The following is a 25,686-nucleotide window of genomic DNA, read 5'->3' on the forward strand; positions in this document are numbered from 1 at the left end:
CAGGACGGAACGTCACGCCAAGGACCATCCATGCCGCGCATCGACCGATACATCCTGGGACAGCTGCTGACGCTGTTCGGGTTCTTTGCCCTGGTGCTGGTCTCCGTCTACTGGATCAACCGGGCGGTCAGCCTGTTCGACGATCTGCTGAACGACGGCCAGACCGCCCTGGTGGTGCTGGAGTTCACGGCGCTGACGCTGCCGCTGGTCATCTCGGTCGTGCTGCCGGTGGCGGCATTCGCGGCGACCGCCTATGGCACCAACCGCCTGGCCGGCGAATCCGAACTGGTGGCGATGCAGTCGGCGGGCCTGGGGCCGTGGCGGCTGGCGCGGCCAGTGCTGATCTTCGGCGTCTTCGTCGGCGTGATGGTGGCAGTGCTGGTTCACGGGCTGGTGCCCATCGCCCGCGCCCGCCTGGCCGACCGCAGCGCCGAGATTGCCGAAAACGTGACCGCGCAGTTCCTGCGCCCCGGCAGCTTCCAGTACCCGGCGCGCGGGGTCACGCTGTTCATCCGCGACGTGGCGGGCGACGGTCGCCTGCTGGACCTGTTCATCGAGGATTCGCGCGATCCCGCCGACCAGGTCACCTATACCGCGCAGGAGGCGCTGGTCGTCCGGAACGATACCGGCCCGGTGCTGATCCTGCTGGAGGGCATGGCGCAGAACCTGCGCCCCGGCCCCGACGGCCCGGTCCTGTCGGTGACCCGTTTCGACGAATTCAGCTATGACGTGGGGGCGATGTTCGCGGGCGGCGGCAGCCGGGGCCGCGACCTGCGCGATTTCGGCACGCTGGCGCTGCTGCAGGCCGACCCGGCCGTCCTGGAGGCCACCGGCGCGACCGCCGCCGACGCCCAGCGCGAGGCGCATGAGCGCCTGGCCCAGCCGCTGCTGTCGCCGATCGCCGCGATGCTGGGCTTTGCCACGCTGCTGATCGGCGGGTTCTCGCGGTTCGGGGTGTGGCGGCAGGTGGGCTGGGCCACCCTGTCGCTGATCGCAGTGCAGTTCCTGACCAACGCGGCCGCGAACCAGGTTGGCCGCGATGCCGCGCTGTGGCCGCTCCTGTATCTGCCCGCCGTCCTGGGCGCGGGGCTGTGCCTGGCCTTCCTGTGGCTGGCCGCCCGACCGCGCGGACCACGCGAGGTCGCCCGATGATCCTGGCTCTTTACGTCGCGCGCCGCTTCCTGCGCGCCTTTCTGATGATCGCGGGGGTGTTCCTGCTGATCCTGTTCCTGATCGACATGATCGAGATCATCCGCCGCTTTTCGGGCCGCGACATCGGCCTGGGCGGGGCGGCGCGGCTGGCCGGGCTGAACATCGCCGGCAGCTTCTATTCCATCCTGCCGCTGATGACGGTGCTGGCCGGGATCACGCTGTTCCTGGGCCTGGCCCGCAGTTCGGAAATGGTGGCGATCCGCGCATCGGGCCGGTCCGCGCTGCGCGTGGTGCGCGCCCCGGTGGCCACCGCGATCGTGCTGGGGGCGCTGACCGTTGGTCTGCTGAACCCGCTGGTCGCCGCCACTGGCTCGCTTTACGACGACGCCGTGGCCGAGATCGACCGCGCCGGCAGCCAGACCGTCAGCCTGGGCGACAGCGCCGTATGGTTGCGCCAGGCCGTCCAGCAGGGCGGAGAGGAGGCCGGCCAGATCGTGATCCGCGCCAGCCGCGCCAGCCCCGATGCCGTGACCCTGTATGACGCCAGCTTCCTGGTCTTCGGCGCCGAGGCCGGTCCGATCCGCCGCATCGAGGCCCGAGAGGCGCGGCTGACCCCCGGGGCCTGGGACCTGCGCGATGTCAGCGACTTTCCCTTGGATCAGCCCAATCCGCAGGCGGCCGTGACCCGCAGCGCCGCGATGACCCTGGCGTCGGACCTGACCGCCCAGCGCATCCGCGAGGGGTTCGGTCGTCCCGAATCGGTGCCGGTCTGGCAGCTGCCGCAGTTCATCGCCGGGCTGGAACGCGCGGGCTTTTCCGCCGCCCGGCACAAGGTCTGGTTCCAGACCGAACTGGCACGCCCGTTCCTGATGGCCGCGATGGTGCTGATCGCCGCGGCCTTCACCATGCAGCATGTGCGGGGCCGCAACACCGGCGGTGCCGTGCTGATGGCGTTCGGCGCGGGGATCGCGCTGTTCTTTCTGCGCAACCTGGCGCAGGTTCTGGGGGATAACGGGCAGATCCCGCCCGCGATGGCGGCCTGGACGCCGCCCCTGGTCGGCGCGATGCTGGCCCTGGGGCTGATCCTGAGACGGGAGGACGGATGAGCGCGCGCATGGTAAGCCGGGGCCTGCTGCGGGCTGGGGTGGCGCTGATCGCGCTGTCCGGTCCGCTGGCCGCCCAGTCGATGTTCGATGCCGATGACGGCATGGGCGTGCAGCCGCTGACGGGCATGCCGGGCAGCATGTCCGCCGACAGCGGCGTGACGGCCCTGGCGCCCGAATCGGTGGCCTTGGGCAGCGCGCCCGTGGCCGACCGCACCCCCTCGCCCCAGAACCCGATGGTTGTGGGACCCGATGCCGACGTGACCCTGCCCGGCGGCGGGCCGCGCGATCCGCAGTCCGGGGCCGCCACGCTGCTGGCCGACCGGATCGACGTCGCGGGCGACCAGACCCTGACCGCGTCCGGCGGCGTCGTGGTCTGGCACCAGGGCGCCCGGCTGGTTGCCGACCGGATCGTCGTGGACGGTGACAGCGGCGATCTGACCATCGAGGGGCCGATCCACCTGTCCCGCCCCGGCGCCGCCGACCCTGAGACCGACGCCATCCTGATCGCCGACAGCGCCCAGCTGGACAGCGAACTGCAGGACGGCATCGTCCTGGGCGCGCGGCTGGTGCTGGCCCGCGAACTGCAGCTGGCCTCGACCCGGCTGGAGCGGCGCGAGGACGGACGGATCAGCCAGCTGGACAATGTCGTGGCCTCCAGCTGCCAGATCTGCGCGACCGATCCGACGCCCCTGTGGGAGATCCGCGCCCGCAGCATCATCCACGACGCCGACACGCGGCTGATCACCTTCGACCGCCCGCAGCTGCGCGCCTTCGGCGTGCCGCTGGCCTATGTGCCCTTCCCCGTGACCGCGCCCGACCCGTCGGTGGAGCGCCGCTCGGGCTTTCTGCGCCCCGAGATCCGTACGACATCGGGCCTGGGGTTCGGGGTCAAGCTGCCCTATTTCCAGACCCTGGGCGACAGCACCGACCTGACCGTCACCCCCTATGTCAGCGAAAGCCGCACCCGCACGCTGGAGCTGCGCTATCGCCAGGCCTTCACAACCGGGGCCACGGAATGGAACGGCGCGATCAGCCGCGACGACCTGCGCCCGGGCGAGACGCGCGGCTATCTGTTCGGCGCGGCCCAGTTCCTGCTGCCGCGCGACTATCGCCTGGCGCTGCAGGTCCAGCATGCCAGCGACCGCGCCTATCTGCTGGATTACGGCGTCACCGATGCCGACCGCCTGTGGAGCGGCGTCAGCGTCGAACGCGTGCGCCGCGACAAGCTGTTCTGGGGCCGCGTCGGCAACTATGAGACCCTGCGCGAGGACGAGGACAACGCGACCTCTCCGGCGCAGGTGGCCGACGCCATCTGGATGCGCCGCCTGACGCCACGTCTGATCGGCGGCGAGGCGCTGCTGGAATGGTCGGCCCATGCCCATCGCCGCCCGTCGGACAGCGACCTGGTCGGTCGCGACGTGGCGCGCGCATCCGTGGGCCTGGACTGGCGGCGCAACCAGATCCTGCCCGGCGGGATCGTCGCGGCCGCCCTGGCCGGGCTGGACGCGGATCTGTACCGCATCGCGCAGGACGACCAGTTCGACGACGTCGTGACCCGCGTCGATCCGCAGGTCGGGTTCGAACTGCGCTGGCCCCTGGCCGGCGGCACGGGCGGCGCCACCCATATCGTCGAGCCGGTGGTCCAGGTCCTCTATTCGCCGCGCGGCCGCGACCAGGACATCCCGAACGAGGACAGCCGCCTGATCGAGTTCGACGAAGGCAACCTGTTCTCGGACAACCGCTTTCCGGGCTGGGACGTGCGCGAGACCGGGCTGCGCGCCAATATCGGCGCCACCTGGACGCGGATCGATCCGACAGGCTGGTCGATCGGGGTGACCGGCGGGCGCGTGCTGCGCGCACGCGATGCCGACAACTTTGCCGCCGACAGCCCCCTGGGCGGGCGCAGCTCGGATTGGCTGCTGGCCGCGAACTTCGACAATGGCGGCGGGCTGGCCGTGGCCAACCGCGCGCTGTTCGACGATTCGGCGCGCATCTCGCGCAACGAATTGCGGGTGGGCTGGCTGCGCCCGGACCTGAACCTGTCGGCCGGCTACATCTGGATCGACCGCGACGAGGACGAGGGTCGCGTCGTCAACGCCAGCGAACTGGCCGCCAATGTCGGATGGCAGATCGCGGACGGCTGGTGGGGCGAGGCCGAGACGCGGTATGATTTCGCCGCCGACCGGGCACAGCGCGCGGCCTTGCGCGTGGCCTATCGCAACGAATGCATCACGCTGGAAAGCGGCCTGTCGCGGCGCTTCAGCAGCAGCGACCTGCTGCGCGCGGAAACCAGCTTCGACCTGTCGGTCCGCCTTGGCGGGTTCGGCGCACAAGAAGACGGCCCCGGCACGGTGGCGCGCCGCAACTGCATGCGCTAACCTGCGGGCCAAGGACCAGATGAGGGCAGACATGCGGCAATTTCTTTCGGGTATCGCCCTGGCGGCGATGATCGCCACGGGCGCCGTGGCGCCGGCGGCGGCGCAGAACCTGTTCGCGCCCGTCGTCTATGTGAACGACAGCGCCGTCACCCGCTATGAGGTCGATCAGCGGATGCGGTTCATGCAGGTGATCGGCGCCCCCGACGCCAGTGCCACCGCTGCCGAACGGGCACTGGTCGACGACCGCCTGCGCATCCAGGCCGCCCGCCAGATCGGCGTCGAGATCACCCCCGAGGGGCTGCAGGCCGGGCTGGAGGAATTCGCAGGCCGCGCGGGACTGGACGCGGCAGGCTTCATCGCCCAGCTGGCACGCGCCGGCATCGAGGAAGGCGTGTTCCGCGATTTCGTCGAGGCCGGCACCGTCTGGCGCGACGTCGTGCGCGCCCGCCTGCTGCCCCGCGTCAACGTCACCGACGCCGAGGTCGACCAGGAGCTGCAGCGCGTGATCGAGACGCCGATCATCGACCGCGTCCTGCTGTCGGAGCTGATCATCCCCGCCCCTCCGGGACAGGAGGCACAGGCCCTGCAGCTGGCCGAACGCATCGCCGCCTCGCGCCCGACCGAGGCCCAGTTCGCCGAAGCTGCGCGGCAATATTCGGCGACCCCCTCGGCCGAGGCGGGCGGGCGGCTGGAACTGCTGGCGCTGGACAACCTGCCGCCCAGCCTGCGTCCGATCATCGCCGGCCTGCAGCCCGGCCAGACCACGCCGCCCCTGCCGGTCGAAGGCGCGGTGGTCCTGTTCTTCCTGCGCGACGCCCAAGGCACGCTGCGCCCGGGCGCGCGGGAACAGGTGCTGGACTACATGACCCTGCGGCTGGCCTCGGTCACCGATGCGGCCAGCCTGGCCGCGCGGGCCACCAGCTGCGACGACCTTTACGTCCAGGCAGGCCCTGAGGCCGCCGCCCAGATCCAGCGCCAGACCGTGTCCCAAGGCGCGATCCCGCAGATGATCGGCGCGCGCCTGGCCTCATTGGACGCCAACGAGGCCGGGGTGGTCCCGTCGGGCGCGGTGGCCGATCTGGTGATTCTATGCTCGCGCCAGCCCGCGCTGGCCGCCCAGGCTCAGGTGGCCACCACCGCCCTGCCCGATGACGGGGTCGAGGCCGCGATCCCCCAGCCCGAAGTCCAGGGCATCCCCTCGCGCGAGGCCGTCCGCGACAGGCTGTTCAACGCCAAGATCAACACCGCCGCCGAGGGGCTGCTGGCCGATCTGCGGGCCGACGCGATCATCCGGCGGCCCTGATGGCGCGCATCCTGCTGACCTGCGGCGAACCCGCGGGAATCGGCCCCGAACTGGCGCCGCTGGCGCTGGCCGCGGGCGTGGACCTGGTCTGGATGGGCGATCCGCACCACCTACCTCCGACCACCGCCTGGACCCCGGTCGCGGACCCCGACGATGCCGTTCCGCCCGGCCACTTGCCGGTGCTGCGCCATGACTTCGCAGGCCCCGCCACGCCCGGCCGCCCCGACCCCGCCCATGCGGCCGATGTCGTCGCGGTCATCGCCCGCGCGGTCGATCTGGCGATGGCGGGCCGCGTGGCCGCGATCTGCACCGCCCCCATCAGCAAGGAGGCCCTGATCCGCGGCGCGGGCTTCGCCTTCCCGGGCCATACCGAATTCCTGGCGCATTTGGCCCGCGACGTGCCGGTGGCGATGATGCTGGCCTCGACCACGGTGACGCCGCCCTGCCGTGTGGTGCCCGCGACGATCCACATCCCCCTGGCCGACGTGCCCACGGCCCTGACCGAACAGGCACTGGAACAGGCGATCCGCCTGACCCATGCCGCGATGATCCGCGATTTCGGCCTGCCCACCCCGCGCATCGCGGTTGCGGGGCTGAACCCCCATGCGGGCGAAGGCGGCATGATGGGCACCCAGGACCGCGACATGATCGCCCCCCTGATCGCCCGTCTGCGCGATCAGGGCCTGCACGTCACCGGCCCCCATCCGGCGGACACGCTGTTCCATGCCACCGCGCGGGCGCGCTATGACGCGGCCGTCGCCTGCTATCACGACCAGGGCCTGATCCCCATCAAGACGCTTGATTTCGACGGCGGCGTGAACGTGACGCTCGGCCTGCCATTCATCCGCACCTCGCCCGATCACGGCACCGCCTTCGACATCGCGGGCAAGGGGCTGGCCGATCCTTCCTCGACCATCGCCGCGCTGCGTCTGGCGCGCTCCATGGCGGACAGCCGGGCATGAGGTTTCTCCTTTGCCCAAATACCCATTGGCGCGCCCCCGCCCCCAGGACCTCGCGATGATCGACAACCTGCCCCCCCTGCGCGAGGTGATCGCGACCCATGACCTGCGCGCGAAAAAGCAGCTGGGCCAGAACTTCCTCCTGGACCTGAACCTGACGCACAAGATCGCGCGGCAGGCGGGCGACCTGACCGGATGCGACGTCCTCGAGGTCGGTCCCGGCCCCGGCGGTCTGACCCGTGGCCTGCTGGCCTGCGGCGCACGCCACGTGCTGGCCATCGAAAAGGACCCCCGCGCCCTGCCCGCGCTGGAACAGATCGCCGACGCCTATCCCGGCCGCCTGACGGTCATCACCGGCGACGCGCTGCAGATCGACCCGCTGGCGCACCTGACACCGCCGATCCGCGTGGCCGCGAACCTGCCCTACAACGTGGGAACCGAACTGCTGATCCGCTGGCTGACGCCCCGGGACTGGCCACCCTTCTGGCAATCGCTGACGCTGATGTTCCAGCGCGAGGTGGCCGAACGCATCGTGGCCCGCCCCGGCTCCAAGGCCTATGGCCGGCTGGCGCTGCTGGCGCAGTGGCGGGCGGACGCGCAGATCGTGATGTCCCTGCCGCCCGAGGCCTTCGTGCCCGCGCCCAAGGTCCATTCCGCGGTCGTCCACCTGACCGCCCTGCCCCAGCCGCGCTTCCCCGCCGATGCGGCGATCCTGTCACAGATCACGGGGGCCGGCTTCAACCAGCGCCGCAAGATGCTGCGCGCCAGCCTGAAAGGCCTGCACCCCCAGATCGAGGCGCTGCTGGACAGCGTCGGCATCCCCCCCACCGCCCGCGCCGAGGAAATCGAGCTTGAACGCTTCTGCGCCCTGGCCCGCGCGCTTCAGGCGGCCCGGCAAGGCTGATCCCGCGCCATCGGGCTGGCATCGACGCGGCGTACACTCCAACTTGACGGCGGTCATTGACCGATCACGACAAAGGGCGCGCCGATCTGGCGCGCCCTTTCCCATCTTTCCGATGATCGGCCCGGATCAGTCTTGATCGCCCTCGGGGCGGACAGGGGCCGGACGCTCGGCCTCGGCCACGGGCTTGCGGCGGCTGCGGGTCGGCGCGGGCGTCCCGTCCTCGGCCACGGCACGCGGCGCGCGGGGACGCGAGACGCGGGTCCGTGCGGGCTTGGCCGGGGCTTCCGCCTCGGGCGTGCGGACGGCGGCGCCGCCGTCGTCCTCAGTGGCAGGCATCACCTCGGGCAGGCTGGGCTGCTGCAGGAACTGCGGCGCGTTCTCCTCGGACAGGTCGGGACGCGGGTCCTGACGCGGCTCGACGCGCGCGTCCTGGCGCGGCTCGGACCGCAGGCGCTGCTCACGCGGCTGGTTGTCGCGCTGGCTGTCACGACCCTGATTGTCACGGGCCTGATTGTCACGGGCCTGATTGTCACGATTCTGATTATCGCGGGGTTGGCTGTCGCGACCCTGGTTGTCACGGGGCTGACCATCGCGGGCCTGGTGATCGCGCTGACCGTCGCGGGGCTGGTGTCCGCCATCGCGCTGCTGGTCCCGCTGCTGTCCGCCGTCGCGCTGCTGATGGTCGCGGCGCTGGTTGCCCTCGCCCTGCTGGCCCTGGTTGCCGTTCTGGCCACCATTGTTCCGATCGCCGCTGTTCTGGCCACCGTTGTTCTGGCCACCGTTGTTCTGACCGCCGTTCTGGCCACCCTGGTGATAACCATGGCTGCCGATGTTGCTCTGATAGCCGTCATCGTCGGGGCGGCCCTGGCGTTCGGCCATCTCGCGGTTCGCTTCGCCCAGCATGCGGGTGTAATGCTCGGCGTGCTGCAGAAAGCTCTGCTCCGCGACGCGGTCATGGGACAGCTGCGCGTCGCGCGCCAGCGTCAGGTATTTCTCGATGATCTGCTGGGGGGTGCCACGCACCTTGCCCTCGGGCCCCGAGCTGTCAAAGACGCGATTGGTGATGTTCCCCAGCGTGCGCTGGCGGTTCGATTTGCTACGCGAGCGGGATTTTGATGATCTCATCAGTCTTGTCTGTAATGTTTCCGGGCGTCGGGATGCCAGCGTGAACTGGACGGCGGTGTCGGACGGATACGGGGGCTGTGACCACTCCGTTCAGCCCTGCCTTGCCCAACCGCGGCGCACCAGATGCACCCCTTCGGTATCGGCAGTTGTCAGGCTGACCCATGCGACGGCTAGGGCCTGTCGCACGCTGCCGACTAACCATGCAATGACGGGCCAGACAAGGGAAAACTGCGAAAACCACGCCGAAATGGGCGTCAAACCGCCGCAGCGGGCGCGAAATCCGCCAGCACCACCCGGTCGCGTCCATCCAGATCGGGCAGCACGCGGACCTGCGCGCCCTGCGCCCGGAACAGCGCCGCGACCGCCGCGCCTTGGGTCGGTCCGATCTCGACCAGGGCGGCGCCCTTTGGCGACAGCAGGCCGCGCACGCCCGCCGCGATGGTGCGATAGGCGCCGAGCCCGTCGCCTTCATCCGTCAGCGCATGGCGGGGTTCCCAGTCGCGCACGTCGGGGTCCAGCAGCGCCATCTCGATCGCCGCGATATAGGGCGGGTTCGACACGACCAGGTCGAACGGCCCCTCGACCCCGTCCAGCCAGTCGGCCTGGCGGAACCGCGCGTCGACGCCGATCCGCCGGGCATTGTGACGCGCAACCTGCAGCGCGGCCTCGGATATGTCGGTTCCCAGCCCCGTCGTCCCCGGACGCGCCGCCAGAAGAGAGATCAGGATCGCCCCCGTCCCCGTCCCCAGGTCCAGCACCCGCCGCCAGGGCCGCGCCAGTGCCGCCTCGACCAGCGCCTCGGTCTCGGGGCGCGGGTCCAGCGTGTCGCGCGTGACCTTGAAACGATGCGCCCAGAAATCGCGGAAACCGGTGATCTGGGCCACGGGCTGGCGCAGGGCGCGGGCCGCGATGCCGCGGTTGAACTGCGTCGCCTGATCGTCGGTCAGCGCGCGGTCGTCGGTGATGCGCAGCTGGCCCGGCTCTATCTCCAGCACCGCGGCCAGGATGCGGTCGGCATCACGCGACGCGCCCGCGATGCCCGCCGCGCGCAGCAGCGCCGTGCCCTGGGCCTGGGCGTCCGACAGCCTCACTGCGCCTCGGCCAGGCGGGCGGCCTGGTCATGGGCGGTCAGCGCGTCGATGATCTCGGCCAGGTCGCCGGCCATGACCCGGTCCAGGGCATAAAGCGTCAGGTTGATGCGGTGGTCGGTCATGCGGCCCTGCGGAAAGTTATAGGTGCGGATGCGCTCGCTGCGGTCGCCGCTGCCGACCTGCGCGCGCCGGTCGGCGGATCGTTCGGCATCGGCGGCGGCGCGCTGCATGTCATAGAGACGGGCGCGCAGCACGGCCATCGCGTTGGCGCGGTTCTGGTGCTGCGACTTCTCGCTGCTGGTGACGACGATGCCGGTGGGCAGGTGGGTGATGCGCACGGCCGAATCGGTCGTGTTGACATGCTGGCCGCCCGCGCCGGACGCGCGCATCGTGTCGATGCGGATGTCGGTCGCGGGAATGTCGATCTCGACGTCCTCGGCGGCCTCGGGCAGGACGGCCACGGTGGCCGCGCTGGTATGGATGCGCCCGCCCGATTCGGTCGAGGGGATCCGCTGCACCCGGTGCACGCCGGATTCGTATTTCAGGCGGGCAAAGACGCCCTCGCCCTCGATCCGGGCGATGGCCTCCTTGATGCCGCCCAGCTCGGTCCGGGTCAGCTCCAGCGTCTGGAACTGCCAGCCCTGGGCCTCGGCGTGGCGGCGGTACATCTCCAGCAGGTCGCCCGCGAACAGCGCGGCCTCGTCGCCCCCGGTTCCGGGGCGGATCTCCAGAATCGCGGGGCGCGCGTCCGCCGCATCGCGCGGCAGCAGCGCCAGCCGCAGGTCCTGCTCCAGCGCGGGCAGCAATGCGCCCAGACGGCGCAGCTCGTCCTCGGCCAGGTCGCGCATCTCGGGATCGGCCAGCAGGGCACGGGCCTCGACCAGCCCGTCCTGGGCGGCGCGCCAGCGGTCGATCTGGGCCACGACCGGCTTCAGCTCGGCATATTCACGGCTGATCCTGGCGATCTGGTCGGCGGCGGGGCCGGCATTCAGCTGCGCCTCGAGAAACTCGAAGCGGGCGGCGATCTGGTCAAGGCGGTCCTGGGGCAACATGGATGCGGCTTACCCCCCGGCCCCGGACCGTACAAGCGCCCTTGCATTCCGGCACGACGCCGGGGGGGTCCGGGGGGCGCGCAGCCCCCCGGCGCGGCGCGGGACGCAACTCATCGCCGCGACCAGCCGAACAGCGCGATCAGCTCCAGCGCGACATGCGCGCCCGCGATCGCCGTGGCCCCGGTCGTGTCATAGGGCGGAGAGACCTCGACCACGTCGCCGCCGATCAGGTCGATCCCCGCAAGCCCGCGCAGCAGCGCCGCCGCCTGCCAGCTGGCCAGCCCGCCCCAGACCGGGGTGCCGGTGCCCGGCGCAAAGGCCGGGTCCAGCGCGTCGATGTCGAAAGTCACATAGCAGGGCCGGTCGCCGACCACCGCCCGCACCCGCGACAGCGTCGCCTCGATCCCGTCCCGATGCACCGACGGCGCATCCAGGATGGTCACGCCCAGCGTGTCGGGATTGTCGGTGCGGATGCCGATCGACACGCTGGCCGCCGGGGCCACGATCCCCGCCTTGATCGCCTTGTACAGGAACGTGCCGTGGTCGATCCGGTCCGGGTCGTCGTCGACCCATGTGTCGGAATGCGCATCGAACTGGATCAGTGCCACGGGCCCCCGCCGCGCCGCGACCGCGCGCAGGATCGGCAGCGTGATGAAATGATCGCCCCCCAGGGTGATCGGCGCCGCACCCGCATCCAGAATCGCGCCGACATGCGCCTCGATCCGGGCGGGCACCTCGCGGACATTGGCGTAATCGAACGCCATGTCGCCGTAATCGACCACGTCCAGCACCGCCATTGGATCATAGCCCCAGCCATAGGGCGGATCGAAGGCCTGCAGGCTGGACGCCTCGCGGATCGCGCGCGGTCCGAAGCGTGTGCCGGGCCGGTGAGTCACCGCCTGGTCGAAGGGGATGCCCGTCACCGCGACGTCGACGCCGCCCAGGTCCTTGGTATAGCGGCGGCGCAGAAAGCTGGTGGCCCCGCCAAAGGCGTTCTCGAAGGACAGCCCGCGCAGGCTGTCGCGCGTGAAGGCCTGATCCACCTGGGTCTTCGCATCTTCCAGCGCCATCGCCGCTCCCCCTGTCGTGCCGGCGGCCAGATTGGCCGCGCGCATGGACGGGCGCAAGGGGCGCCGGACGCGGCCGGGGGCGAAAACCCTTGCATCCGCGCGGTTCGCTGCTATGACACGCCATCCTTCCGCCTGAGCTTGACTGTAACGGCGCAGCCTCTCGTGACGGGTGCGGAAGGGACGGCCCGTCGATGAAATGCGCATTCAAACCGAAAGGATCGCCATGCCTCTGTACGAGCATGTGCTGATCGCCCGCCAGGACCTGTCGAACACGCAGGCCGAAGGGCTGATCGAACACTTCTCGACCGTTCTCGCCGACAATGGCGGCAAGGTCGTCGAGCACGAATACTGGGGTGTGCGCACCCTGGCCTACAAGATCAACAAGAACCGCAAGGGCCACTATGCCTTCCTGCGCACCGACGCCCCCTCGGGTGCCGTGTTGGAAATGGAACGCCTGGCCCGCCTGCATGATGACGTGATGCGCGTGATGACCATCCGCGTGGACGAGCATCAGGAAGGCCCCTCGGTCCAGATGCAGAAGCGCGAAGAGCGTGGCGAGCGCGGTGACCGTGGCGACCGTCCCCGGGGCGACCGTGGCGACCGCGATCGCGGCGACCGTGGTGATCGTGGCGGCGACCGCGGCGAACGCCGCGAGCGGAACTGAGAGGATCTGACGAATGGCCAACAAACCCTTCTTCCGTCGTCGCAAGGTCTGCCCGTTCTCGGGCGATAACGCACCTGCGATCGACTACAAGGACACCCGCCTGCTGCAGCGCTACATCAGCGAACGCGGCAAGATCGTGCCCTCGCGCATCACCGCCGTCTCGGCCAAGAAACAGCGCGAGCTGGCCCGTGCCATCAAGCGCGCGCGTTTCCTGGCCCTGCTGCCCTATGTCGTCAAGTAAGGAGACCTGAACGATGCAAGTCATCCTGCTGGAACGTGTGGCCAAGCTGGGCCAGATGGGCGAAGTCGTGAACGTCAAGCAAGGCTTCGCACGCAACTATCTCCTGCCCCAGGGCAAGGCGATGCGCGCGTCGGAAGCCAACATCAAGGCGTTCGAAGGTCAGAAGGCGCAGCTGGAGACCCGCAACGCGGAGTCGAAGGCCGAAGCCCAGAAGATCGCGGACAAGCTGGACGGCCAGACCTTCGTGGTCATCCGTTCCGCATCCGATTCGGGCGCGCTGTACGGCTCGGTCACCACGCGTGACGCGGCCGAGGCCGCGACCGAGGCCGGCTTCACCGTCGACCGCAAGTCGGTCGTCCTGCGCGAGCCGATCAAGGACCTGGGCCTGCATGACGTCACCGTCGTGCTGCACCCGGAAGTCGAGGCGACGATCACCATGAACGTCGCCCGCTCGGCCGAAGAGGCAGAGCTGCAGGCGCAGGGCAAGTCCATCCAGGACATGGCCGCCGAAGCCGACGCCGAGGCCGAGTTCGAGATCGCCGAACTGTTCGACGACATCGGCGGTGCCGATGACGGCGAAGGCGACGACCGCGACCGCAACTGATCCCACCGGATCAAGCGCAGACTTTTTTGCCGCGCCGGGAAACCGGCGCGGTTTTTCATTCGTTCCTGTCAAAATTCTCCTTGCTGTGACACATCCCGACATGGACCTGATGACTGGACCCGACATCGCCCCGGCCCCCTTGGCCGTGGCCAAGGAAGTGGTGATGACCGACGCGCTGTCCCTGATGCTGCAGACCCGCCCGCACGTGCTGGCCGACGGCGCGACGGGGACCGCCCTGTTCAACATGGGCCTGGACGCCGACACCCCGGCCGAGATCTGGAACGCCACCCATCCCGACCGCATCGCCGCCCTGCACCGCAGCGCGATCGAGGCCGGGTCCGATCTGTTCCTGACCAACAGCTTTGGCGCGAATGCCAGCCGCCTGGCGCGCCACGGCGCAGCCGCCCGCGTCACCGAACTGAACCGCCGCGCAGCCGAGATCGCCCGCGATCAGGCCGACCGCGCGGGCCGCATCGTCATCGTCGCGGGCAGCATGGGCCCCAGCGGCGAATTCATGGCCCCGATGGGCAGCCTGACCCATGCGCGTGCCGTCCAGATGTTCCACGAACAGGCCGAGGCGCTGCGCGACGGCGGCGCCGACATCCTGTGGGTCGAGACGCTCTCCTCGCTGGAGGAGCTGCGCGCCGCGGCCGAGGCCGCGCGCCTGGCCGGCATGGCCTGGTGCGGCAGCCTCAGCTTTGACACCGCGGGCCGCACGATCATGGGCGTGACGCCGGGACAGCTGGCCGCCGCGGTGGAACGTTTGCCCAATCCGCCCGTGGCCTATGGCGCTAATTGCGGCGTCGGCGCGTCCGACCTGCTGCGGTCGGTCACCGGTCTTGCCGCATCGGGCAATGAACGCCCGACCATCGCCAAGGGCAATGCGGGCGTGCCGCATCTGCAGGACGGCCATATTCATTACGACGGCACGCCCGAGCTGATGGCCGATTACGCCTGCCTTGCGCGCGACCTGGGCGTGCGGATCATCGGCGGCTGCTGCGGGACCATACCCGCGCATCTGCGCGCGATGCACGAGGCGCTGGAGACCCGGCCCCGCGGCCCCCGCCCCGCGCTGGACCGGATCACCGCACAGCTGGGCGCCTTCAGCAGCTGCGGCGAGGACGACCGCCGCCACTAGAACAACGATAGCTGGTCCCCGGCCTTGGGCGGCGGCCCGAACCGCGAACAGTCCAGCGCCGGCCCGCCCGTGCGGTACCCCAACCTGGTTCGCGCCAGCCGGAACCGCTGCTGGGCCAGTTGCGCGTGCAGGCCCTCTCCGCGAAACCGGTGGCCGAAACGCGGGTCGTTGTCGCGCCCGCCGCGCATGTCCTGCACGCGGTTCATCACATGCGCGGCCATCCCCGGCCGGTGCCGTTCCAGCCAATCGCGAAACAGCGGCGCCACCTCATGCGGCAGGCGCAGGGGGATCATCGTGGCGGTGGTTGCTCCGGCCTCGCGCGCGGCGGTCAGGATCGCCTCGATCTCGGGCTCGGTCAGGACGGGGATGACCGGGGCGACCATCACGCGGACGGGCACGCCTGCGCGCGACAGATCGCGGATCATCCGCAGACGGGTCGCGGGTGCCGGCGCGCGCGGTTCCAGCGTGCGGGCCAGATCCGCGTCCAGCGTGGTGATGCTGACACCCACCGAGGCCTGATCGCGTGCCGCCAGTTCCGCCCACAGGTCCAGATCGCGCAGGACTGTCTGGCCCCGCGTCACCAATGTCACCGGGTGGTTCCAATCGCGCAGCACCCGCAGGATGCCGGGCATGATCGCAAGCCGCTTTTCGACCGGCTGATAGGGATCGGTGTTCGTGCCCAGGGCGATCGGCGCGGGGCGATAGCTGGGCCGCGCCAGTTCGCGCGCCAGCAGGTCGGCCGCATCGGGCTTTGCGGTGATCCGCGTCTCGAAATCCAGACCCGGCGACAGGCCCAGCCAAGCATGCGTCGGCCGCGCATAGCAGTAGATGCAGCCATGTTCGCACCCCCGATAGGGATTGATCGACCGGTCGAAGCTGATGTCCGGAGAGGTATTGCGGGTGATGATGCTGCGCGGGCGCTCGACCGTTACCTCGGTCCGCAGCAGGGATTGATCCTCGGCGATGTCCCAGTCGTCGGCTTCGCGGGTCCTGACCTGCTGTTCGTACCGCCCCGCGGGGCGAGTGTCGGCCCCACGGGCCTTGATGCGCTGGTCGGGATCACGGGGCGGAAGCATCTTGCAATTATAGAACATAATAAGAACATCGCAAGCCCCCGGTTGATGTTCCGCAAGCCCGCCCACATCTCTGATCCGACGCAATCACAGGACATCCCGATGAGTGACGACTATACCCCGCCCAAGGTCTGGACCCCGGGCAAGGAGAATGGCGGCCAGTTCGCCAGCATCAACAAGCCCACCGCCGGGGCCCAATATGACCGCGACCTGCCCGTGGGCCAGCATCCGCTGCAGCTTTATTCGCTGGCAACGCCCAACGGGCAGAAGGTCACGATCCTGCTGGAGGAGCTGCTGGAGGCCGGCCATGACGCTGAATATGACGCGTGGCTGATCAAGATCGGTGACGGCGACCAGTTCGGAAGCGGCTTCGTCGCGGCGAACCCGAATAGCAAGATCCCCGCACTGATGGACCATTCGGTCAGCCCCCCGCAGAGGGTCTTCGAATCAGGATCCATCCTGCTTTACTTGGCCGAGAAATACGGAGCCTTCCTGCCCACGGATTCCGCCGCACGAACCGAGACATTGAACTGGCTGTTCTGGCAGATGGGCGCGGGCCCCTATCTGGGCGGCGGCTTCGGGCATTTCTACGCCTATGCACCCACCAAGATCGAATACGCGATCGACCGATTTACGATGGAGGTCAAGCGTCAGCTTGACCTGCTGGACAAGCGCTTGGCCGATAGCCGCTTCATCGCGGGCGACGACTACACCATCGCCGACATGGCGATCTGGCCGTGGTACGGGCGACTGATCACGGGGGGCGCCTACGGCGATGCGGCGACCTTCCTGGATGCCGAAAGCTATCGCAACCTGCATCGCTGGCAGGCCGAGATCGCGGCGCGCCCGGCGGTTCAGCGTGGCATCATGGTGAACAACGTGTCCGGCGATCCCGCGAAACAGCTGCATGAACGCCATGACGCGTCGGATTTCCAGACGAAGACGCAGGACAAGCTGCAGGCATGAGGAAGGGGGGCGTTGCCCCCCGTCCTTCGGACTCCCCCCAGGGTATTTGGACAAAGGAGAATGACATCTTCTTTGCCCAAATACCCCACGGGGGTCCGGGGGGTGTGAAACCCCCGGCTTCGACAGATCAGTTGCGCGCGCGGTCGACCATCTTGCCCTTGGAGATCCAGGGCATCATCTCGCGCAGCTTGGCGCCGACCTGTTCGATCTGATGCTCGTCGTTGATGCGGCGCGTCGCCTTGAACGACGGCTGGCCGACGGCGTTCTCCTGCATGAAATCGCGCACGAACTTGCCGGTCTGGATGTCGCGCAGGACGGCCTTCATGCGGGCTTTCGTCTCGTCATAGGGCAGGATGCGCGGGCCGGACACGTATTCGCCGTATTCGGCCGTGTTCGAGATCGAGTAGTTCATGTTCGCGATGCCGCCCTCGTAGATCAGGTCGACGATCAGCTTGACCTCGTGCAGGCACTCGAAATACGCCATTTCGGGCTCGTAGCCGGCCTCGACCAGCGTCTCGAAGCCCATGCGGATCAGTTCGACCAGGCCGCCGCACAGGACCGCCTGTTCGCCGAACAGGTCCGTCTCGCATTCCTCGCGGAAGTTGGTCTCGATGATGCCCGACCGGCCGCCACCGATGGCCGAGCAGTAGGACAGGCCGATATCCATTGCCTTGCCCGAGGCGTTCTGATGCACCGCGACCAGGCAGGGCACGCCGCCGCCCTTCGTGTATTCGCCGCGCACCGTGTGGCCGGGGCCCTTGGGCGCCATCATGATGACATCGACGCCGGGCTTGGGCTCGATCAGGCCGAAATGCACGTTCAGGCCGTGGGCAAAGGCGATCGCCGCGCCTTCGCGCAGGTTGTCATGGACGTACTTCTTGTAGGTCTCGGCCTGCAGTTCGTCGGGCATGGTGAACATGATGACGTCGCACCAGGCGGCGGCTTCGGCGATGCCCATGACCTTCAGGCCCTCGCCCTCGGCCTTCTTGGCGGACGGGCTGCCCTCGCGCAGGGCCACGACGACGTTCTTGGCACCGCTGTCGCGCAGGTTCAGGGCGTGGGCATGGCCCTGGCTGCCATAGCCCAGGATCGCAACCTTGGCGTCCTTGATCAGGTTCACGTCGCAATCGCGGTCATAGTAAACGCGCATGGGGAAGTCCTTTCGATTTGCTGATACCGTTCTAACCTGTGGACCGGGTTCGAACCTCCGCATTCGATCAATGGTTCAGGCATCTTGCGAAAAGATCATGCCATGATAATGCCAATCTCATGACTTTCATGCCCGACCCCACCGATCGCCGCATCCTGCGCCAGCTTCTGGCCGATCCCGCCGCCGCAAATGCGACGCTGGCCGAACGCGCGGGCGTCACCGCGGCCAGCCTGTGGCGACGGATGGAGCGCATGCGCGAGGCGGGCATCCTGCGCGGCGTGCAGGCCCGCATCGACTGGCGCGCGATGGGCTGGGCGGTCGAGGTCAGCCTGCGCTTCACGCTGGACAAGACCAACCCGCGCGCCTTCGACGAGTTCGTCGCAGCCCTGCGCCAGGTCCCCGAGGTGATAGAGATCCAGTCCTTCCTGGGCAGCGTCGACTGGCGCGCCTCGGTCATCGCCCGTGACATGGCGCATTGGCAGCAGGTCTATCGCGACCGCATCCTGACCCTGCCGCATATCGCCGAACTGGACGCGCTGATGCTAGTCGCGACCATCAAGGACAGCGAGGACCTGGCCCTGTGACCGACCTGGACGCGACCGATCTGGCCATCCTGCGGGCGCTGGCACGCGACGCGACCACCAGCGCCGCCGATATCGGGCGCGCGGTCGGCATCGGCCAGCCTGCCGCGTGGCGGCGCATCCGGCGGCTGACGGATCAGGGCGTGATCGCCGGCCGGCGCGTGGTGCTGGACCCGGCCGCGCTCGGCTTTGGCGTGACCGTGTTCCTGGGGATCAAGCTGGCCGCCAAGGGCCGCACCGGGCTTGAGGATTTCGAACGCGCCGTCACCGCCATCCCCGAGGTGCAGCTGGTCCAGCACGTCCTGGGCCAGTTCGACTACCGGCTGCGAATCACCGCCCGCGACATCAGCGATTTCGAACGCATCCTGCGCCGACGCATCATGACCCTGCCCGGCGTGGGCCAGGTCGAGGCGAACGTGATGCTGTCCGAGGAACGCCGCCCCGGTCCCTTGGGCTGAGGGAACATCGGCGTGGGTCCCCTGTTGGGGGCAGGCACTTCTTATGAAAGGCCATGCCATGACCCATGCCCGCTTTCTGGCGACCATCGCCGTCTCGACCGTTGCGATGTTCGCGATGATGTATCTGAACACCTGGAATCTGTCGCATGTCTGGTTCATTCAGACCCGCGCCTGGATGGCCCTGTATATGGGGGGGGGGATGGCCATCGTGATGCTGGCCGCGATGTGGGGGATGTTCGCGAACCGCCGCGCCAATGTCGCGGCCCTGGCGGGGGCGGCCGTCGTCCTTGGCCTGGGCGTCGCGATGGTGCGCAGTCAGGCGACGGTGGACCAGGTGTCCTGGATGAAGGCGATGATCCCGCATCACTCCATCGCCATCCTGACCAGCACCCGGGCAAAGATCACCGATCCCCGTGTCCGCGCGCTGGCCGATGGCATCATCGAGACGCAGCGCCGCGAGATCGCCGAGATGGAGGCGCTGATCGGCGAATTGGAGGGCGCCAGGTGACCGGCGCCCCGCCACTTACTCCGGGATCACCCGGACGGCACCCTTTGCCGCGCTGGTGGTCATCGCCGCATAGGCACGCAGGGCCGTGGTGATCTTGCGCTTGCGCGGCTTGGCGGGCTTCCAGCCTTCCGCATCGCGGGTGGCGCGGCGGGCGGCCAGGGTCGCGTCGTCGACCACCAACTCGATCTTGCGGTTCGGGATGTCGATGCGGATCAGGTCGCCCTGCTCGACCAGGCCGATCGTGCCACCCTCGGCCGCCTCGGGAGAGACGTGGCCGATCGACAGCCCCGAAGACCCGCCCGAGAACCGCCCGTCGGTCACCAGCGCGCATTCCTTGCCCAGGCCCTTGGATTTCAGATAGCTGGTCGGATACAGCATCTCCTGCATCCCCGGCCCGCCGCGCGGTCCTTCATAGCGGATCAGCACGACCTCTCCGGCCTTGACCTTGCCGGTCAGGATGGCGCTGACGCTGTCGTCCTGGCTTTCAAAGATATGCGCGGGCCCCTCGAAGGTCAGGTTCGAATCGTCCACCCCCGCCGTCTTCACGATGCAGCCATCCTCGGCCAGGTTGCCATACAGCACCGCCAGCCCGCCATCGCGCGAGAACGCATGCTCCGACGACCGGATCACGCCCGTCTCGCGGTCCAGGTCCACGTCGTCATAGCGGTTCGCCTGAGAGAACGCGGTCTGCGTCGGCACCCCGCCCGGCGCCGCGCGGAAGAAGTCGTGCACCGACGCCGCGGTCGTGCGCGACACGTCCCACCGGTCCAGCGCCTGTGCCAGCGTGCCGGAATGGACGCTGCCCACCGAGGTGTCCAGCAGCCCGGCGCGGTCCAGCTGACCCAGGATGGCCATGATGCCGCCGGCGCGATGGACGTCCTCCATGTGCACGTCCGATTTCGCGGGCGCGACCTTGCACAGCACCGGCACCTTGCGCGACAGGCGGTCGATGTCGGACATGGTAAAGTCGATCTCGGCCTCGTGCGCCGCGGCGAGCAGGTGCAGGACGGTGTTGGTCGACCCGCCCATCGCGATGTCCAGCGTCATTGCATTCTCGAAGGCGGCAAAGCTGGCCACGTTGCGGGGCAGGACGCTGAAGTCGTCACCCTCGTAATGGCGCTTGGCCAGGTCGACGATCAGGTGGCCCGCCTCGACGAACAGCCGCTTGCGGTCGGCGTGGGTTGCCAGGGTCGATCCGTTGCCCGGCAGGGACAGGCCCAAGGCCTCGGTCAGGCAGTTCATCGAATTGGCCGTGAACATCCCCGAACAGGACCCGCAGGTCGGGCAGGCCGACCGCTCGATCGCCTGCACATCCTCGTCGCTGACCGAATCATCGGCCGCCGCGACCATGGCATCGACCAGGTCCAGCGCCTTGACGCGACCGTCCTGCAGCACGACCTTGCCGGCCTCCATCGGCCCGCCCGACACGAAGACGGTGGGGATGTTCAGGCGCAGCGACGCCATCAGCATGCCCGGCGTGATCTTGTCGCAGTTGCTGATGCAGACCATCGCGTCGGCGCAATGCGCGTTGACCATGTATTCCACCGAATCGGCGATGACCTCGCGCGAGGGCAGCGAGTACAGCATGCCGTCATGGCCCATGGCGATGCCGTCGTCGACCGCGATGGTGTTGAATTCCTTGGCGATGCCACCCGCCGCCTCGACCTCGCGGGCGACCAGCTGGCCCAGGTCCTTCAGGTGGACATGGCCGGGCACGAACTGGGTGAAGCTGTTGACGATGGCGATGATCGGCTTGCCGAAATCGCTGTCCTTCACGCCTGTCGCGCGCCACAGGCCCCGTGCGCCGGCCATGTTGCGGCCATGGGTGGTGGTGCGGGAACGATAGGCGGGCATGGCGGATCTCCTTTGGCTGGCATTGCGTCTATCACCCCTCGGCACGGAAGGAAATTACCCCCGACGCGGGAATTTCGCGGTTTTCTGTCCGCAGGGCGCGACGTGGCGGGGGGTCCGGGGGGCGCAGCGCCCCCGGCCGTCGCGGGACGCAAGCGCACCCCGCCCTCGGGACTTGTCAGGAGGCCAGCTTCATCGTGACGATGCCTGCGACGATCATCCCCGCCGCCGCCATGCGCATCGCGGTGACGGGCTCTGCCAGAAACACCACGCCCACGACAAAACTGCCCACCGCGCCGATGCCCGTCCAGACCATGTAGGCCGTCCCCAGGGGCAGCGACCGCATCGCCGTCGCCAGCAGCCAGAACGACGCGATCATGCCGACGACCATCACGATGGTGGGGATGGGGCGGGTGAACCCGGCCGAATATTTCATCGCCGTCGCCCAGACGATTTCCAGAAGACCGGCCGTGAACAGAAGAAGCCATGGCATGGCTGAACCCTCCGAATGATCCGGGCCGTCCCGGAAGTGTCAGCCCGTCAGGGGGAGGTCGTCCTCTGCCGCCCCATCTAGGACGCCTGATTCCCCCGGTCAAGACGCCGGATCTCGGCGCGATCCCGCCCCGTCCCCGTCAAAACGTCGCGCATTCTCCGCATGGCCTTCCCAACCCGACCCATGCAGCCCATATTGGATGTCAGGAGAAGGAGTGTCCCATGCCGCTGACCCATTTCCTCGCGTTGATCGCCGTGACGATCCTGGCCGCCGCGGTGACGCTGTGGGCAGGGCTGTCGGCGGGCGTTCCCCCGATCGCCTTCCTGCTGCTGGCGCTCAGCGGTGCGGTGCTGGTGCATCTGAACAACCGCGACCGCCACGATCACGACGGCTGATCGCTCAGCTGTCCAGTTCGGCGTCCCAATACAGGAAATCCATCCAGCTGTCGTGCAGATGGTTCGGCGGAAAGCGCCGCCCGATCGCATGCATCTCGTCCGCCGACGGTCGGCGTGCGGGCTTGCGCAGCTGCATGCCGGAATGGCGCAGGCTGCGGTTGGCCTTCTTCAGGTTGCAGGGCGAACAGGCCGCGACCACGTTCTCCCAGCTGGTGATCCCGCCGCGCGACCGCGGCACGACATGATCGAAGGTCAGATCGCCCTTGGCCCCGCAATACTGGCAGCAGAATTCGTCCCGCAGAAAAAGATTGAAGCGCGTGAATGCCACGCGCTTCTGGGGTCGGACGAAATCCTTCAGCACCACCACCGAGGGGATGCGGAACGCCTGTCGCTGGCTTCGCACCTCGTGGTCGTATTCGGCGATGATGGTCACCCTGTCCAGGAACACCGCCTTGATCGCCTCCTGCCACGGCCACAGCGACAGCGGGTAATAGGACAGCGGCCGGTAATCGGCATTCAGGACCAGCGCCGGGAAATGGCGCAGGTTGGCCGGCTCGCGCACGAACTGCGTTCGGAAATCGGAATGAAGATGGTCGTCCAGCATAGCGCCTTCCCGTCTGCCCCGTGGGGTTGACCGGGGCGCCCGTCAGATCCGTTGCGTCGACTATATCTGGCGGCGGTGATCTGGCAAGCCCCCGCATCTATTCCCGACGGACCATCCCATAGACGCCCAGGATGACAGCAGCGTGACGCCCCCGCGATCAGTCGGGCAGATGCTCCTTCAGAAAGGCCAGCGCGACCGACAACCCGTCCGGAGAGATGCCGTGCCCGGTCCCCTGCATCACGTGGCCATAGACGGTGAATCCCGCCTCCTGCAGGGTCTGGCCGGCCAGGGACATGTCGTCGAAGGGCACCACCTCGTCCTGGTCGCCATGGATCAGCAGGACCGGCGGCTTGACCCGCGCCTCCTCCGCCAGGACCTCGGGGGTCAGCAGGCGGCCCGAAAATCCGACGACCCCCGCCACGGCCACGTCGCGGCGCGGGGCCACGTGCAGCGCCATCATCGTGCCTTGGGAAAAGCCCACCAGCACCATCCGGTCGGGGGTCAGCTCCTCGGCGGCCAGCACGGTGTCCAGGAATTCGTTCAGCGCAGTCACCGACTGGCCCATGCTGATGCGGGCATCGACCTCGGACGATCCGTCCAGCCAGGGAATCGGGAACCACTGGAACCCCATCGGATTGTTGCGCGACGGCTCGGGCGCGTCGGGCGCATAGAAGGCCGTCGTGGGCAGATGCGGCGCCAGCGGCTCGGACAGGCCCAGAAGGTCTGTCCCGTCGGCGCCATAGCCGTGCAGGAAGACGACGACCGATCCGGCCTTCTCGGGGCCCCGGCGGGCGGATTGCAGCGGTTCGGTCATGATATTCCCTCGCGTCCTTTGGCCCAGCGGTAATAGGCCCAGAGCCCCCGCGCCGCAACCGCGCGCCACGGTGCCCAAGGCTCGGCCAGCGCGCGCAGCGCCTTGGGCCCGGGCCGTTCGGACAAGCCGTACATGCCGCGCGCCGCCTCCTGCAGTGCCAGGTCGCCCGCAGCGAAAACATCCCGGCGGCCCAGTGCGAACTTCAGATAGATCTCGGCCGTCCAGACCCCGATGCCCGGCAGGGCCACCAGTCGCGCCATGGCCTCATCATCGGGCAGATCGCGCAGGCCCTGCCAATCCAGCCCCGCCGCGGCGATCCCCCTCAGATAGCGCGCCTTGGGACGCGACAGCCCCGCGGCACGCAGGCTGTCGTCATGGGCCTCTCGCAGGGTCGCCTCCCGGTCCAGCCCCGCGGCCTGCAGCCGCCCCCAGATCGCCGCCGCCGCCGCGACCGAGACCTGCTGGCCCACGATGGCCTGCGCCATCGCCGCGAACCCGTCCGGCTGGCGGCGCAAGGGCAGCGGGCCAAGCTGGGGCAGCACACGCGCCCAGACCGGGCAGACGGCCGCCAGATGTGCGGCCCCTTCGTCGATGTCGGCCTGCGTCAGGATCAGGCGCGGCTCAGCCACCCGCCTGCGCCTCCAGCTTCAGCCGCGTCTCCCACGCCATCGAGATATGCTGGCGCAGTGCGCGGTCCGCCGCCGCCCCGTCGCCCGCAGCGATCGCCTCGACGATGCGGGCATGTTCGGCCAGCGCGGTCTCGCCCCGCCCCTCGGCGGCCAGCGACGTCCGCGCCATCAGCGCCATGGTCCGATGCACCAGGTCCAGCTGCTGCACCAGATAGCGGTTGTGCGACGCCAGGTGGATCTGCCGGTGGAATCGTTTGTTGGCCCGCGCCAGCGCCTCGGGGTCGCCCTTGGTGCGGCGGTCCTCTTCGACCATCTGGGCCAGCACGCGCACCTCCTCGGGCGTCGCGTGGCGGGCAGCCAGGCGGGCGGCCAGCGCCTCCAGTTCGGCCCGCACGGTGTACAGCTCGGCCAGCTGGTTGTGGTCCAGCGATGCCACGATCAGGCTGCGCCCGTCGCGCACCAGCATGGCCTGGGTCTCCAGCCGCTGCAGCGCCTCGCGCACGGGGGTGCGGCTGACGCCGAACCGCTCGGCCAGCTCGGATTCGACCAGCCGGTCGCCGGGGCGGTATGTGCCGCCTTCGATGGCGGTCAGGATCAGGGAATAGGCGTCTTTCATCCGCGAACGATTGGCCCGCGCGCGCCGAATTGCAAGCGGCCAGCGCGCAAGCTATGCCTCTGCCATGGATTTTTCGCATGTCACCGCCTGGATCTTCGATCTGGACAACACCCTCTACCCGCCCGAGGCGCAGCTTTTCGCGCAGATCGAGGTGCGGATGACCGCCTGGATGATGCGCGCGCTGGACGTGCCGCAGGATCATGCGAACCGCCTGCGCGCGGATTACTGGCGGCTGCACGGCACCACGCTGGCCGGGCTGATGGCCGAACATCAGGTCGATCCCGCGGCCTATCTGGCCGACGTGCACGACATCGACTTTTCGGTGCTGACCCCCGACCCGGACCTGGCCGCGGCCATCGCGGCCCTGCCGGGGCGGCGGATCATCCACACCAATGGCGACGCGGGTTATGCCCGCCGCGTGCTGGCCGCCCGCGCACTGCCCGAGGACCTGTTCGACGCCGTATACGGCATCGAAGAGGCGGGCTTTCACCCCAAGCCCGACCCGCGCGCCTATGCGCCGATCCTGGCCGCGTCCGGCATTGACCCCACGCGGGCCGCGTTCTTCGAGGATGACCCGCGCAACCTGATCGTCCCGCACGACCTGGGCATGCGCACCGTACTGGTGGGCGACGGTCGCCACGGGCCCGACGCGCTGACCGGGGGGGTCGGCCCGCATGTCCAGCACCGCACCCATGACCTGACCGGATTTCTGCGCGCCCTGGTCTGACTGCGACAGCGCCGCCCCTTTCCCCCGCCCGCGC

28 protein-coding genes are annotated in these 25,686 nt (G+C 69.0%); 16 read left to right on the forward strand and 12 right to left on the reverse strand.

What is annotated here, in order from left to right:
- Window positions 1–30: 30 nt before the first annotated feature.
- Genes lptF through rsmA form a run of 6 tightly spaced genes read left to right on the forward strand, consistent with a single transcriptional unit; the run spans window position 31 to window position 7,802 of the window.
- Entirely contained in the window at window positions 31–1,152 is a 1,122-nt protein-coding gene (gene lptF, locus LZ686_RS07405) for an LPS export ABC transporter permease LptF (RefSeq protein WP_349547403.1), read from the forward strand.
- Window positions 1,149–2,258, forward strand: a complete 1,110-nt coding sequence (lptG, locus tag LZ686_RS07410) for an LPS export ABC transporter permease LptG (protein WP_046000023.1) — start codon at window positions 1,149–1,151, stop codon at window positions 2,256–2,258. Before lptF ends, lptG begins: the two co-directional genes overlap by 4 nt.
- Window positions 2,255–4,636, forward strand: a complete 2,382-nt coding sequence (locus tag LZ686_RS07415) for an LPS-assembly protein LptD (protein WP_349547404.1) — start codon at window positions 2,255–2,257, stop codon at window positions 4,634–4,636. The genes lptG and LZ686_RS07415 overlap by 4 nt, the downstream gene beginning before the upstream one ends.
- Window positions 4,637–4,667: 31 nt before the next feature.
- A complete protein-coding gene (locus LZ686_RS07420; RefSeq protein WP_349547405.1) occupies window positions 4,668–5,939 on the forward strand; it encodes a peptidylprolyl isomerase in 1,272 nt (423 codons plus the stop codon).
- A complete protein-coding gene (pdxA, locus tag LZ686_RS07425; RefSeq protein WP_349547495.1) occupies window positions 5,936–6,901 on the forward strand; it encodes a 4-hydroxythreonine-4-phosphate dehydrogenase PdxA in 966 nt (321 codons plus the stop codon). The genes LZ686_RS07420 and pdxA overlap by 4 nt, the downstream gene beginning before the upstream one ends.
- Before the next feature lie 55 nt (window positions 6,902–6,956).
- The gene (rsmA, locus tag LZ686_RS07430; RefSeq protein WP_045983591.1) at window positions 6,957–7,802 is read left to right on the forward strand and encodes a 16S rRNA (adenine(1518)-N(6)/adenine(1519)-N(6))-dimethyltransferase RsmA; all 846 of its coding nucleotides are present in this window, start codon (window positions 6,957–6,959) and stop codon (window positions 7,800–7,802) included.
- 126 nt (window positions 7,803–7,928) lie between these two features.
- Here rsmA and LZ686_RS07435 read toward each other — a convergent pair whose 3' ends face one another.
- The 4 genes from LZ686_RS07435 to speB all read right to left on the reverse strand — a co-directional run bounded on the left by LZ686_RS07435 (window position 7,929) and on the right by speB (window position 12,140).
- Window positions 7,929–8,927 carry a DUF4167 domain-containing protein gene (locus LZ686_RS07435; RefSeq protein WP_349547406.1) on the reverse strand — a complete coding sequence of 333 codons (999 nt, stop codon included), beginning with the start codon at window positions 8,925–8,927 and terminating at the stop codon, window positions 7,929–7,931.
- A 254-nt stretch (window positions 8,928–9,181) separates the two neighbouring features.
- Entirely contained in the window at window positions 9,182–10,018 is an 837-nt protein-coding gene (gene prmC, locus LZ686_RS07440; RefSeq protein ID WP_046000019.1) for a peptide chain release factor N(5)-glutamine methyltransferase, read from the reverse strand.
- Complete coding sequence (gene prfA, locus LZ686_RS07445; RefSeq protein ID WP_046000018.1) at window positions 10,015–11,070, reverse strand: peptide chain release factor 1; 1,056 nt, start codon at window positions 11,068–11,070, stop codon at window positions 10,015–10,017. Before prfA ends, prmC begins: the two co-directional genes overlap by 4 nt.
- A gap of 110 nt (window positions 11,071–11,180) precedes the next feature.
- Window positions 11,181–12,140, reverse strand: coding sequence for an agmatinase (speB, locus tag LZ686_RS07450; protein WP_349547407.1), 960 nt, complete (start codon window positions 12,138–12,140; stop codon window positions 11,181–11,183).
- A gap of 223 nt (window positions 12,141–12,363) precedes the next feature.
- Between speB and rpsF the strand changes: the two genes are divergently transcribed.
- The 4 genes from rpsF (at window position 12,364) to bmt (ending at window position 14,787) form a co-directional block, all read left to right on the forward strand.
- Window positions 12,364–12,804, forward strand: a complete 441-nt coding sequence (gene rpsF / locus LZ686_RS07455) for a 30S ribosomal protein S6 (RefSeq protein ID WP_045981105.1) — start codon at window positions 12,364–12,366, stop codon at window positions 12,802–12,804.
- Window positions 12,805–12,817: 13 nt separating this feature from the next.
- Window positions 12,818–13,045, forward strand: a complete 228-nt coding sequence (gene rpsR, locus LZ686_RS07460; protein WP_042247758.1) for a 30S ribosomal protein S18 — start codon at window positions 12,818–12,820, stop codon at window positions 13,043–13,045.
- A 13-nt stretch (window positions 13,046–13,058) separates the two neighbouring features.
- Complete coding sequence (gene rplI, locus LZ686_RS07465; protein WP_127897869.1) at window positions 13,059–13,649, forward strand: 50S ribosomal protein L9; 591 nt, start codon at window positions 13,059–13,061, stop codon at window positions 13,647–13,649.
- A gap of 163 nt (window positions 13,650–13,812) precedes the next feature.
- Window positions 13,813–14,787, forward strand: a complete 975-nt coding sequence (gene bmt / locus LZ686_RS07470; RefSeq protein WP_349547496.1) for a betaine--homocysteine S-methyltransferase — start codon at window positions 13,813–13,815, stop codon at window positions 14,785–14,787.
- On the opposite strand, the gene LZ686_RS07475 is transcribed toward bmt, so the two are convergent.
- On the reverse strand, window positions 14,784–15,863 hold the full coding sequence (locus LZ686_RS07475; RefSeq protein ID WP_349547408.1) for a PA0069 family radical SAM protein: 1,080 nt from the start codon (window positions 15,861–15,863) through the stop codon (window positions 14,784–14,786). The genes bmt and LZ686_RS07475 overlap by 4 nt on opposite strands.
- A 99-nt stretch (window positions 15,864–15,962) precedes the next feature.
- On the opposite strand from LZ686_RS07475, the gene yghU reads away from it, so the two are divergent.
- On the forward strand, window positions 15,963–16,826 hold the full coding sequence (gene yghU / locus LZ686_RS07480; protein WP_349547409.1) for a glutathione-dependent disulfide-bond oxidoreductase: 864 nt from the start codon (window positions 15,963–15,965) through the stop codon (window positions 16,824–16,826).
- Window positions 16,827–16,953: 127 nt separating this feature from the next.
- On the opposite strand, the gene ilvC is transcribed toward yghU, so the two are convergent.
- On the reverse strand, window positions 16,954–17,976 hold the full coding sequence (ilvC, locus tag LZ686_RS07485) for a ketol-acid reductoisomerase (RefSeq protein ID WP_045981101.1): 1,023 nt from the start codon (window positions 17,974–17,976) through the stop codon (window positions 16,954–16,956).
- A gap of 128 nt (window positions 17,977–18,104) precedes the next feature.
- On the opposite strand from ilvC, the gene LZ686_RS07490 reads away from it, so the two are divergent.
- From LZ686_RS07490 to LZ686_RS07500, 3 genes are read left to right on the forward strand one after another with little or no spacing between them, the layout of a single operon-like run.
- Window positions 18,105–18,560, forward strand: a complete 456-nt coding sequence (locus LZ686_RS07490; RefSeq protein WP_349547410.1) for an Lrp/AsnC family transcriptional regulator — start codon at window positions 18,105–18,107, stop codon at window positions 18,558–18,560.
- Window positions 18,557–19,015, forward strand: a complete 459-nt coding sequence (locus tag LZ686_RS07495; RefSeq protein ID WP_045981100.1) for an Lrp/AsnC family transcriptional regulator — start codon at window positions 18,557–18,559, stop codon at window positions 19,013–19,015. Before LZ686_RS07490 ends, LZ686_RS07495 begins: the two co-directional genes overlap by 4 nt.
- A 58-nt stretch (window positions 19,016–19,073) precedes the next feature.
- On the forward strand, window positions 19,074–19,523 hold the full coding sequence (locus tag LZ686_RS07500; RefSeq protein WP_349547411.1) for a DUF305 domain-containing protein: 450 nt from the start codon (window positions 19,074–19,076) through the stop codon (window positions 19,521–19,523).
- A gap of 15 nt (window positions 19,524–19,538) precedes the next feature.
- Here LZ686_RS07500 and ilvD read toward each other — a convergent pair whose 3' ends face one another.
- Together ilvD and LZ686_RS07510 are read right to left on the reverse strand one after the other, a co-directional pair.
- The gene (gene ilvD, locus LZ686_RS07505; protein ID WP_148911285.1) at window positions 19,539–21,377 is read right to left on the reverse strand and encodes a dihydroxy-acid dehydratase; all 1,839 of its coding nucleotides are present in this window, start codon (window positions 21,375–21,377) and stop codon (window positions 19,539–19,541) included.
- Between the two features lie 175 nt (window positions 21,378–21,552).
- Complete coding sequence (locus LZ686_RS07510; RefSeq protein WP_045981098.1) at window positions 21,553–21,867, reverse strand: DMT family transporter; 315 nt, start codon at window positions 21,865–21,867, stop codon at window positions 21,553–21,555.
- A gap of 221 nt (window positions 21,868–22,088) precedes the next feature.
- Between LZ686_RS07510 and LZ686_RS07515 the strand changes: the two genes are divergently transcribed.
- Window positions 22,089–22,262, forward strand: coding sequence for a TMEM199/VMA12 family protein (locus LZ686_RS07515; protein WP_164871395.1), 174 nt, complete (start codon window positions 22,089–22,091; stop codon window positions 22,260–22,262).
- A gap of 4 nt (window positions 22,263–22,266) precedes the next feature.
- Here the strand turns inward: LZ686_RS07515 and LZ686_RS07520 are convergent, their stop codons facing one another.
- The 4 genes from LZ686_RS07520 to LZ686_RS07535 form a co-directional block, all read right to left on the reverse strand.
- Window positions 22,267–22,866: an HNH endonuclease gene (locus LZ686_RS07520; protein ID WP_045981097.1), complete on the reverse strand. Its 600-nt coding sequence runs from the start codon at window positions 22,864–22,866 to the stop codon at window positions 22,267–22,269.
- Window positions 22,867–23,023: 157 nt separating this feature from the next.
- Window positions 23,024–23,680, reverse strand: a complete 657-nt coding sequence (locus tag LZ686_RS07525) for an alpha/beta hydrolase (protein ID WP_045981096.1) — start codon at window positions 23,678–23,680, stop codon at window positions 23,024–23,026.
- Window positions 23,677–24,309, reverse strand: coding sequence for a DNA-3-methyladenine glycosylase family protein (locus LZ686_RS07530; RefSeq protein ID WP_349547412.1), 633 nt, complete (start codon window positions 24,307–24,309; stop codon window positions 23,677–23,679). Before LZ686_RS07530 ends, LZ686_RS07525 begins: the two co-directional genes overlap by 4 nt.
- On the reverse strand, window positions 24,302–24,925 hold the full coding sequence (locus tag LZ686_RS07535; RefSeq protein ID WP_045981094.1) for a GntR family transcriptional regulator: 624 nt from the start codon (window positions 24,923–24,925) through the stop codon (window positions 24,302–24,304). The genes LZ686_RS07530 and LZ686_RS07535 overlap by 8 nt, the downstream gene beginning before the upstream one ends.
- A gap of 64 nt (window positions 24,926–24,989) precedes the next feature.
- Here LZ686_RS07535 and LZ686_RS07540 point away from each other — a divergent pair, with 64 nt between their 5' ends.
- Window positions 24,990–25,652, forward strand: coding sequence for a pyrimidine 5'-nucleotidase (locus tag LZ686_RS07540; protein ID WP_045981093.1), 663 nt, complete (start codon window positions 24,990–24,992; stop codon window positions 25,650–25,652).
- Window positions 25,653–25,686: the final 34 nt, after the last annotated feature.

The organism is Paracoccus sp. NFXS7 (genome assembly GCF_040148865.1).
GTDB lineage: Bacteria > Pseudomonadota > Alphaproteobacteria > Rhodobacterales > Rhodobacteraceae > Paracoccus > Paracoccus marcusii.

What these genes read in the sequence shown, in the direction of transcription:
- lptF (WP_349547403.1), top strand. Translation starts at nt 31, where the DNA reads ATGCCGCGCATCGACCGATACATCCTGGGACAGCTGCTGACGCTGTTC.
- lptG (WP_046000023.1), top strand. Translation starts at nt 1,149, where the DNA reads ATGATCCTGGCTCTTTACGTCGCGCGCCGCTTCCTGCGCGCCTTTCTG.
- LZ686_RS07415 (WP_349547404.1), top strand. Translation starts at nt 2,255, where the DNA reads ATGAGCGCGCGCATGGTAAGCCGGGGCCTGCTGCGGGCTGGGGTGGCG.
- LZ686_RS07420 (WP_349547405.1), top strand. Translation starts at nt 4,668, where the DNA reads ATGCGGCAATTTCTTTCGGGTATCGCCCTGGCGGCGATGATCGCCACG.
- rsmA (WP_045983591.1), top strand. Translation starts at nt 6,957, where the DNA reads ATGATCGACAACCTGCCCCCCCTGCGCGAGGTGATCGCGACCCATGAC.
- LZ686_RS07435 (WP_349547406.1), bottom strand. Translation starts at nt 8,927, where the DNA reads ATGAGATCATCAAAATCCCGCTCGCGTAGCAAATCGAACCGCCAGCGC.
- prfA (WP_046000018.1), bottom strand. Translation starts at nt 11,070, where the DNA reads ATGTTGCCCCAGGACCGCCTTGACCAGATCGCCGCCCGCTTCGAGTTT.
- speB (WP_349547407.1), bottom strand. Translation starts at nt 12,140, where the DNA reads ATGGCGCTGGAAGATGCGAAGACCCAGGTGGATCAGGCCTTCACGCGC.
- rpsF (WP_045981105.1), top strand. Translation starts at nt 12,364, where the DNA reads ATGCCTCTGTACGAGCATGTGCTGATCGCCCGCCAGGACCTGTCGAAC.
- rpsR (WP_042247758.1), top strand. Translation starts at nt 12,818, where the DNA reads ATGGCCAACAAACCCTTCTTCCGTCGTCGCAAGGTCTGCCCGTTCTCG.
- rplI (WP_127897869.1), top strand. Translation starts at nt 13,059, where the DNA reads ATGCAAGTCATCCTGCTGGAACGTGTGGCCAAGCTGGGCCAGATGGGC.
- bmt (WP_349547496.1), top strand. Translation starts at nt 13,813, where the DNA reads ATGACCGACGCGCTGTCCCTGATGCTGCAGACCCGCCCGCACGTGCTG.
- LZ686_RS07475 (WP_349547408.1), bottom strand. Translation starts at nt 15,863, where the DNA reads ATGCTTCCGCCCCGTGATCCCGACCAGCGCATCAAGGCCCGTGGGGCC.
- yghU (WP_349547409.1), top strand. Translation starts at nt 15,963, where the DNA reads ATGAGTGACGACTATACCCCGCCCAAGGTCTGGACCCCGGGCAAGGAG.
- ilvC (WP_045981101.1), bottom strand. Translation starts at nt 17,976, where the DNA reads ATGCGCGTTTACTATGACCGCGATTGCGACGTGAACCTGATCAAGGAC.
- LZ686_RS07490 (WP_349547410.1), top strand. Translation starts at nt 18,105, where the DNA reads ATGCCCGACCCCACCGATCGCCGCATCCTGCGCCAGCTTCTGGCCGAT.
- LZ686_RS07500 (WP_349547411.1), top strand. Translation starts at nt 19,074, where the DNA reads ATGACCCATGCCCGCTTTCTGGCGACCATCGCCGTCTCGACCGTTGCG.
- ilvD (WP_148911285.1), bottom strand. Translation starts at nt 21,377, where the DNA reads ATGCCCGCCTATCGTTCCCGCACCACCACCCATGGCCGCAACATGGCC.
- LZ686_RS07510 (WP_045981098.1), bottom strand. Translation starts at nt 21,867, where the DNA reads ATGCCATGGCTTCTTCTGTTCACGGCCGGTCTTCTGGAAATCGTCTGG.
- LZ686_RS07515 (WP_164871395.1), top strand. Translation starts at nt 22,089, where the DNA reads ATGCCGCTGACCCATTTCCTCGCGTTGATCGCCGTGACGATCCTGGCC.
- LZ686_RS07520 (WP_045981097.1), bottom strand. Translation starts at nt 22,866, where the DNA reads ATGCTGGACGACCATCTTCATTCCGATTTCCGAACGCAGTTCGTGCGC.
- LZ686_RS07525 (WP_045981096.1), bottom strand. Translation starts at nt 23,680, where the DNA reads ATGACCGAACCGCTGCAATCCGCCCGCCGGGGCCCCGAGAAGGCCGGA.
- LZ686_RS07535 (WP_045981094.1), bottom strand. Translation starts at nt 24,925, where the DNA reads ATGAAAGACGCCTATTCCCTGATCCTGACCGCCATCGAAGGCGGCACA.
- LZ686_RS07540 (WP_045981093.1), top strand. Translation starts at nt 24,990, where the DNA reads ATGGATTTTTCGCATGTCACCGCCTGGATCTTCGATCTGGACAACACC.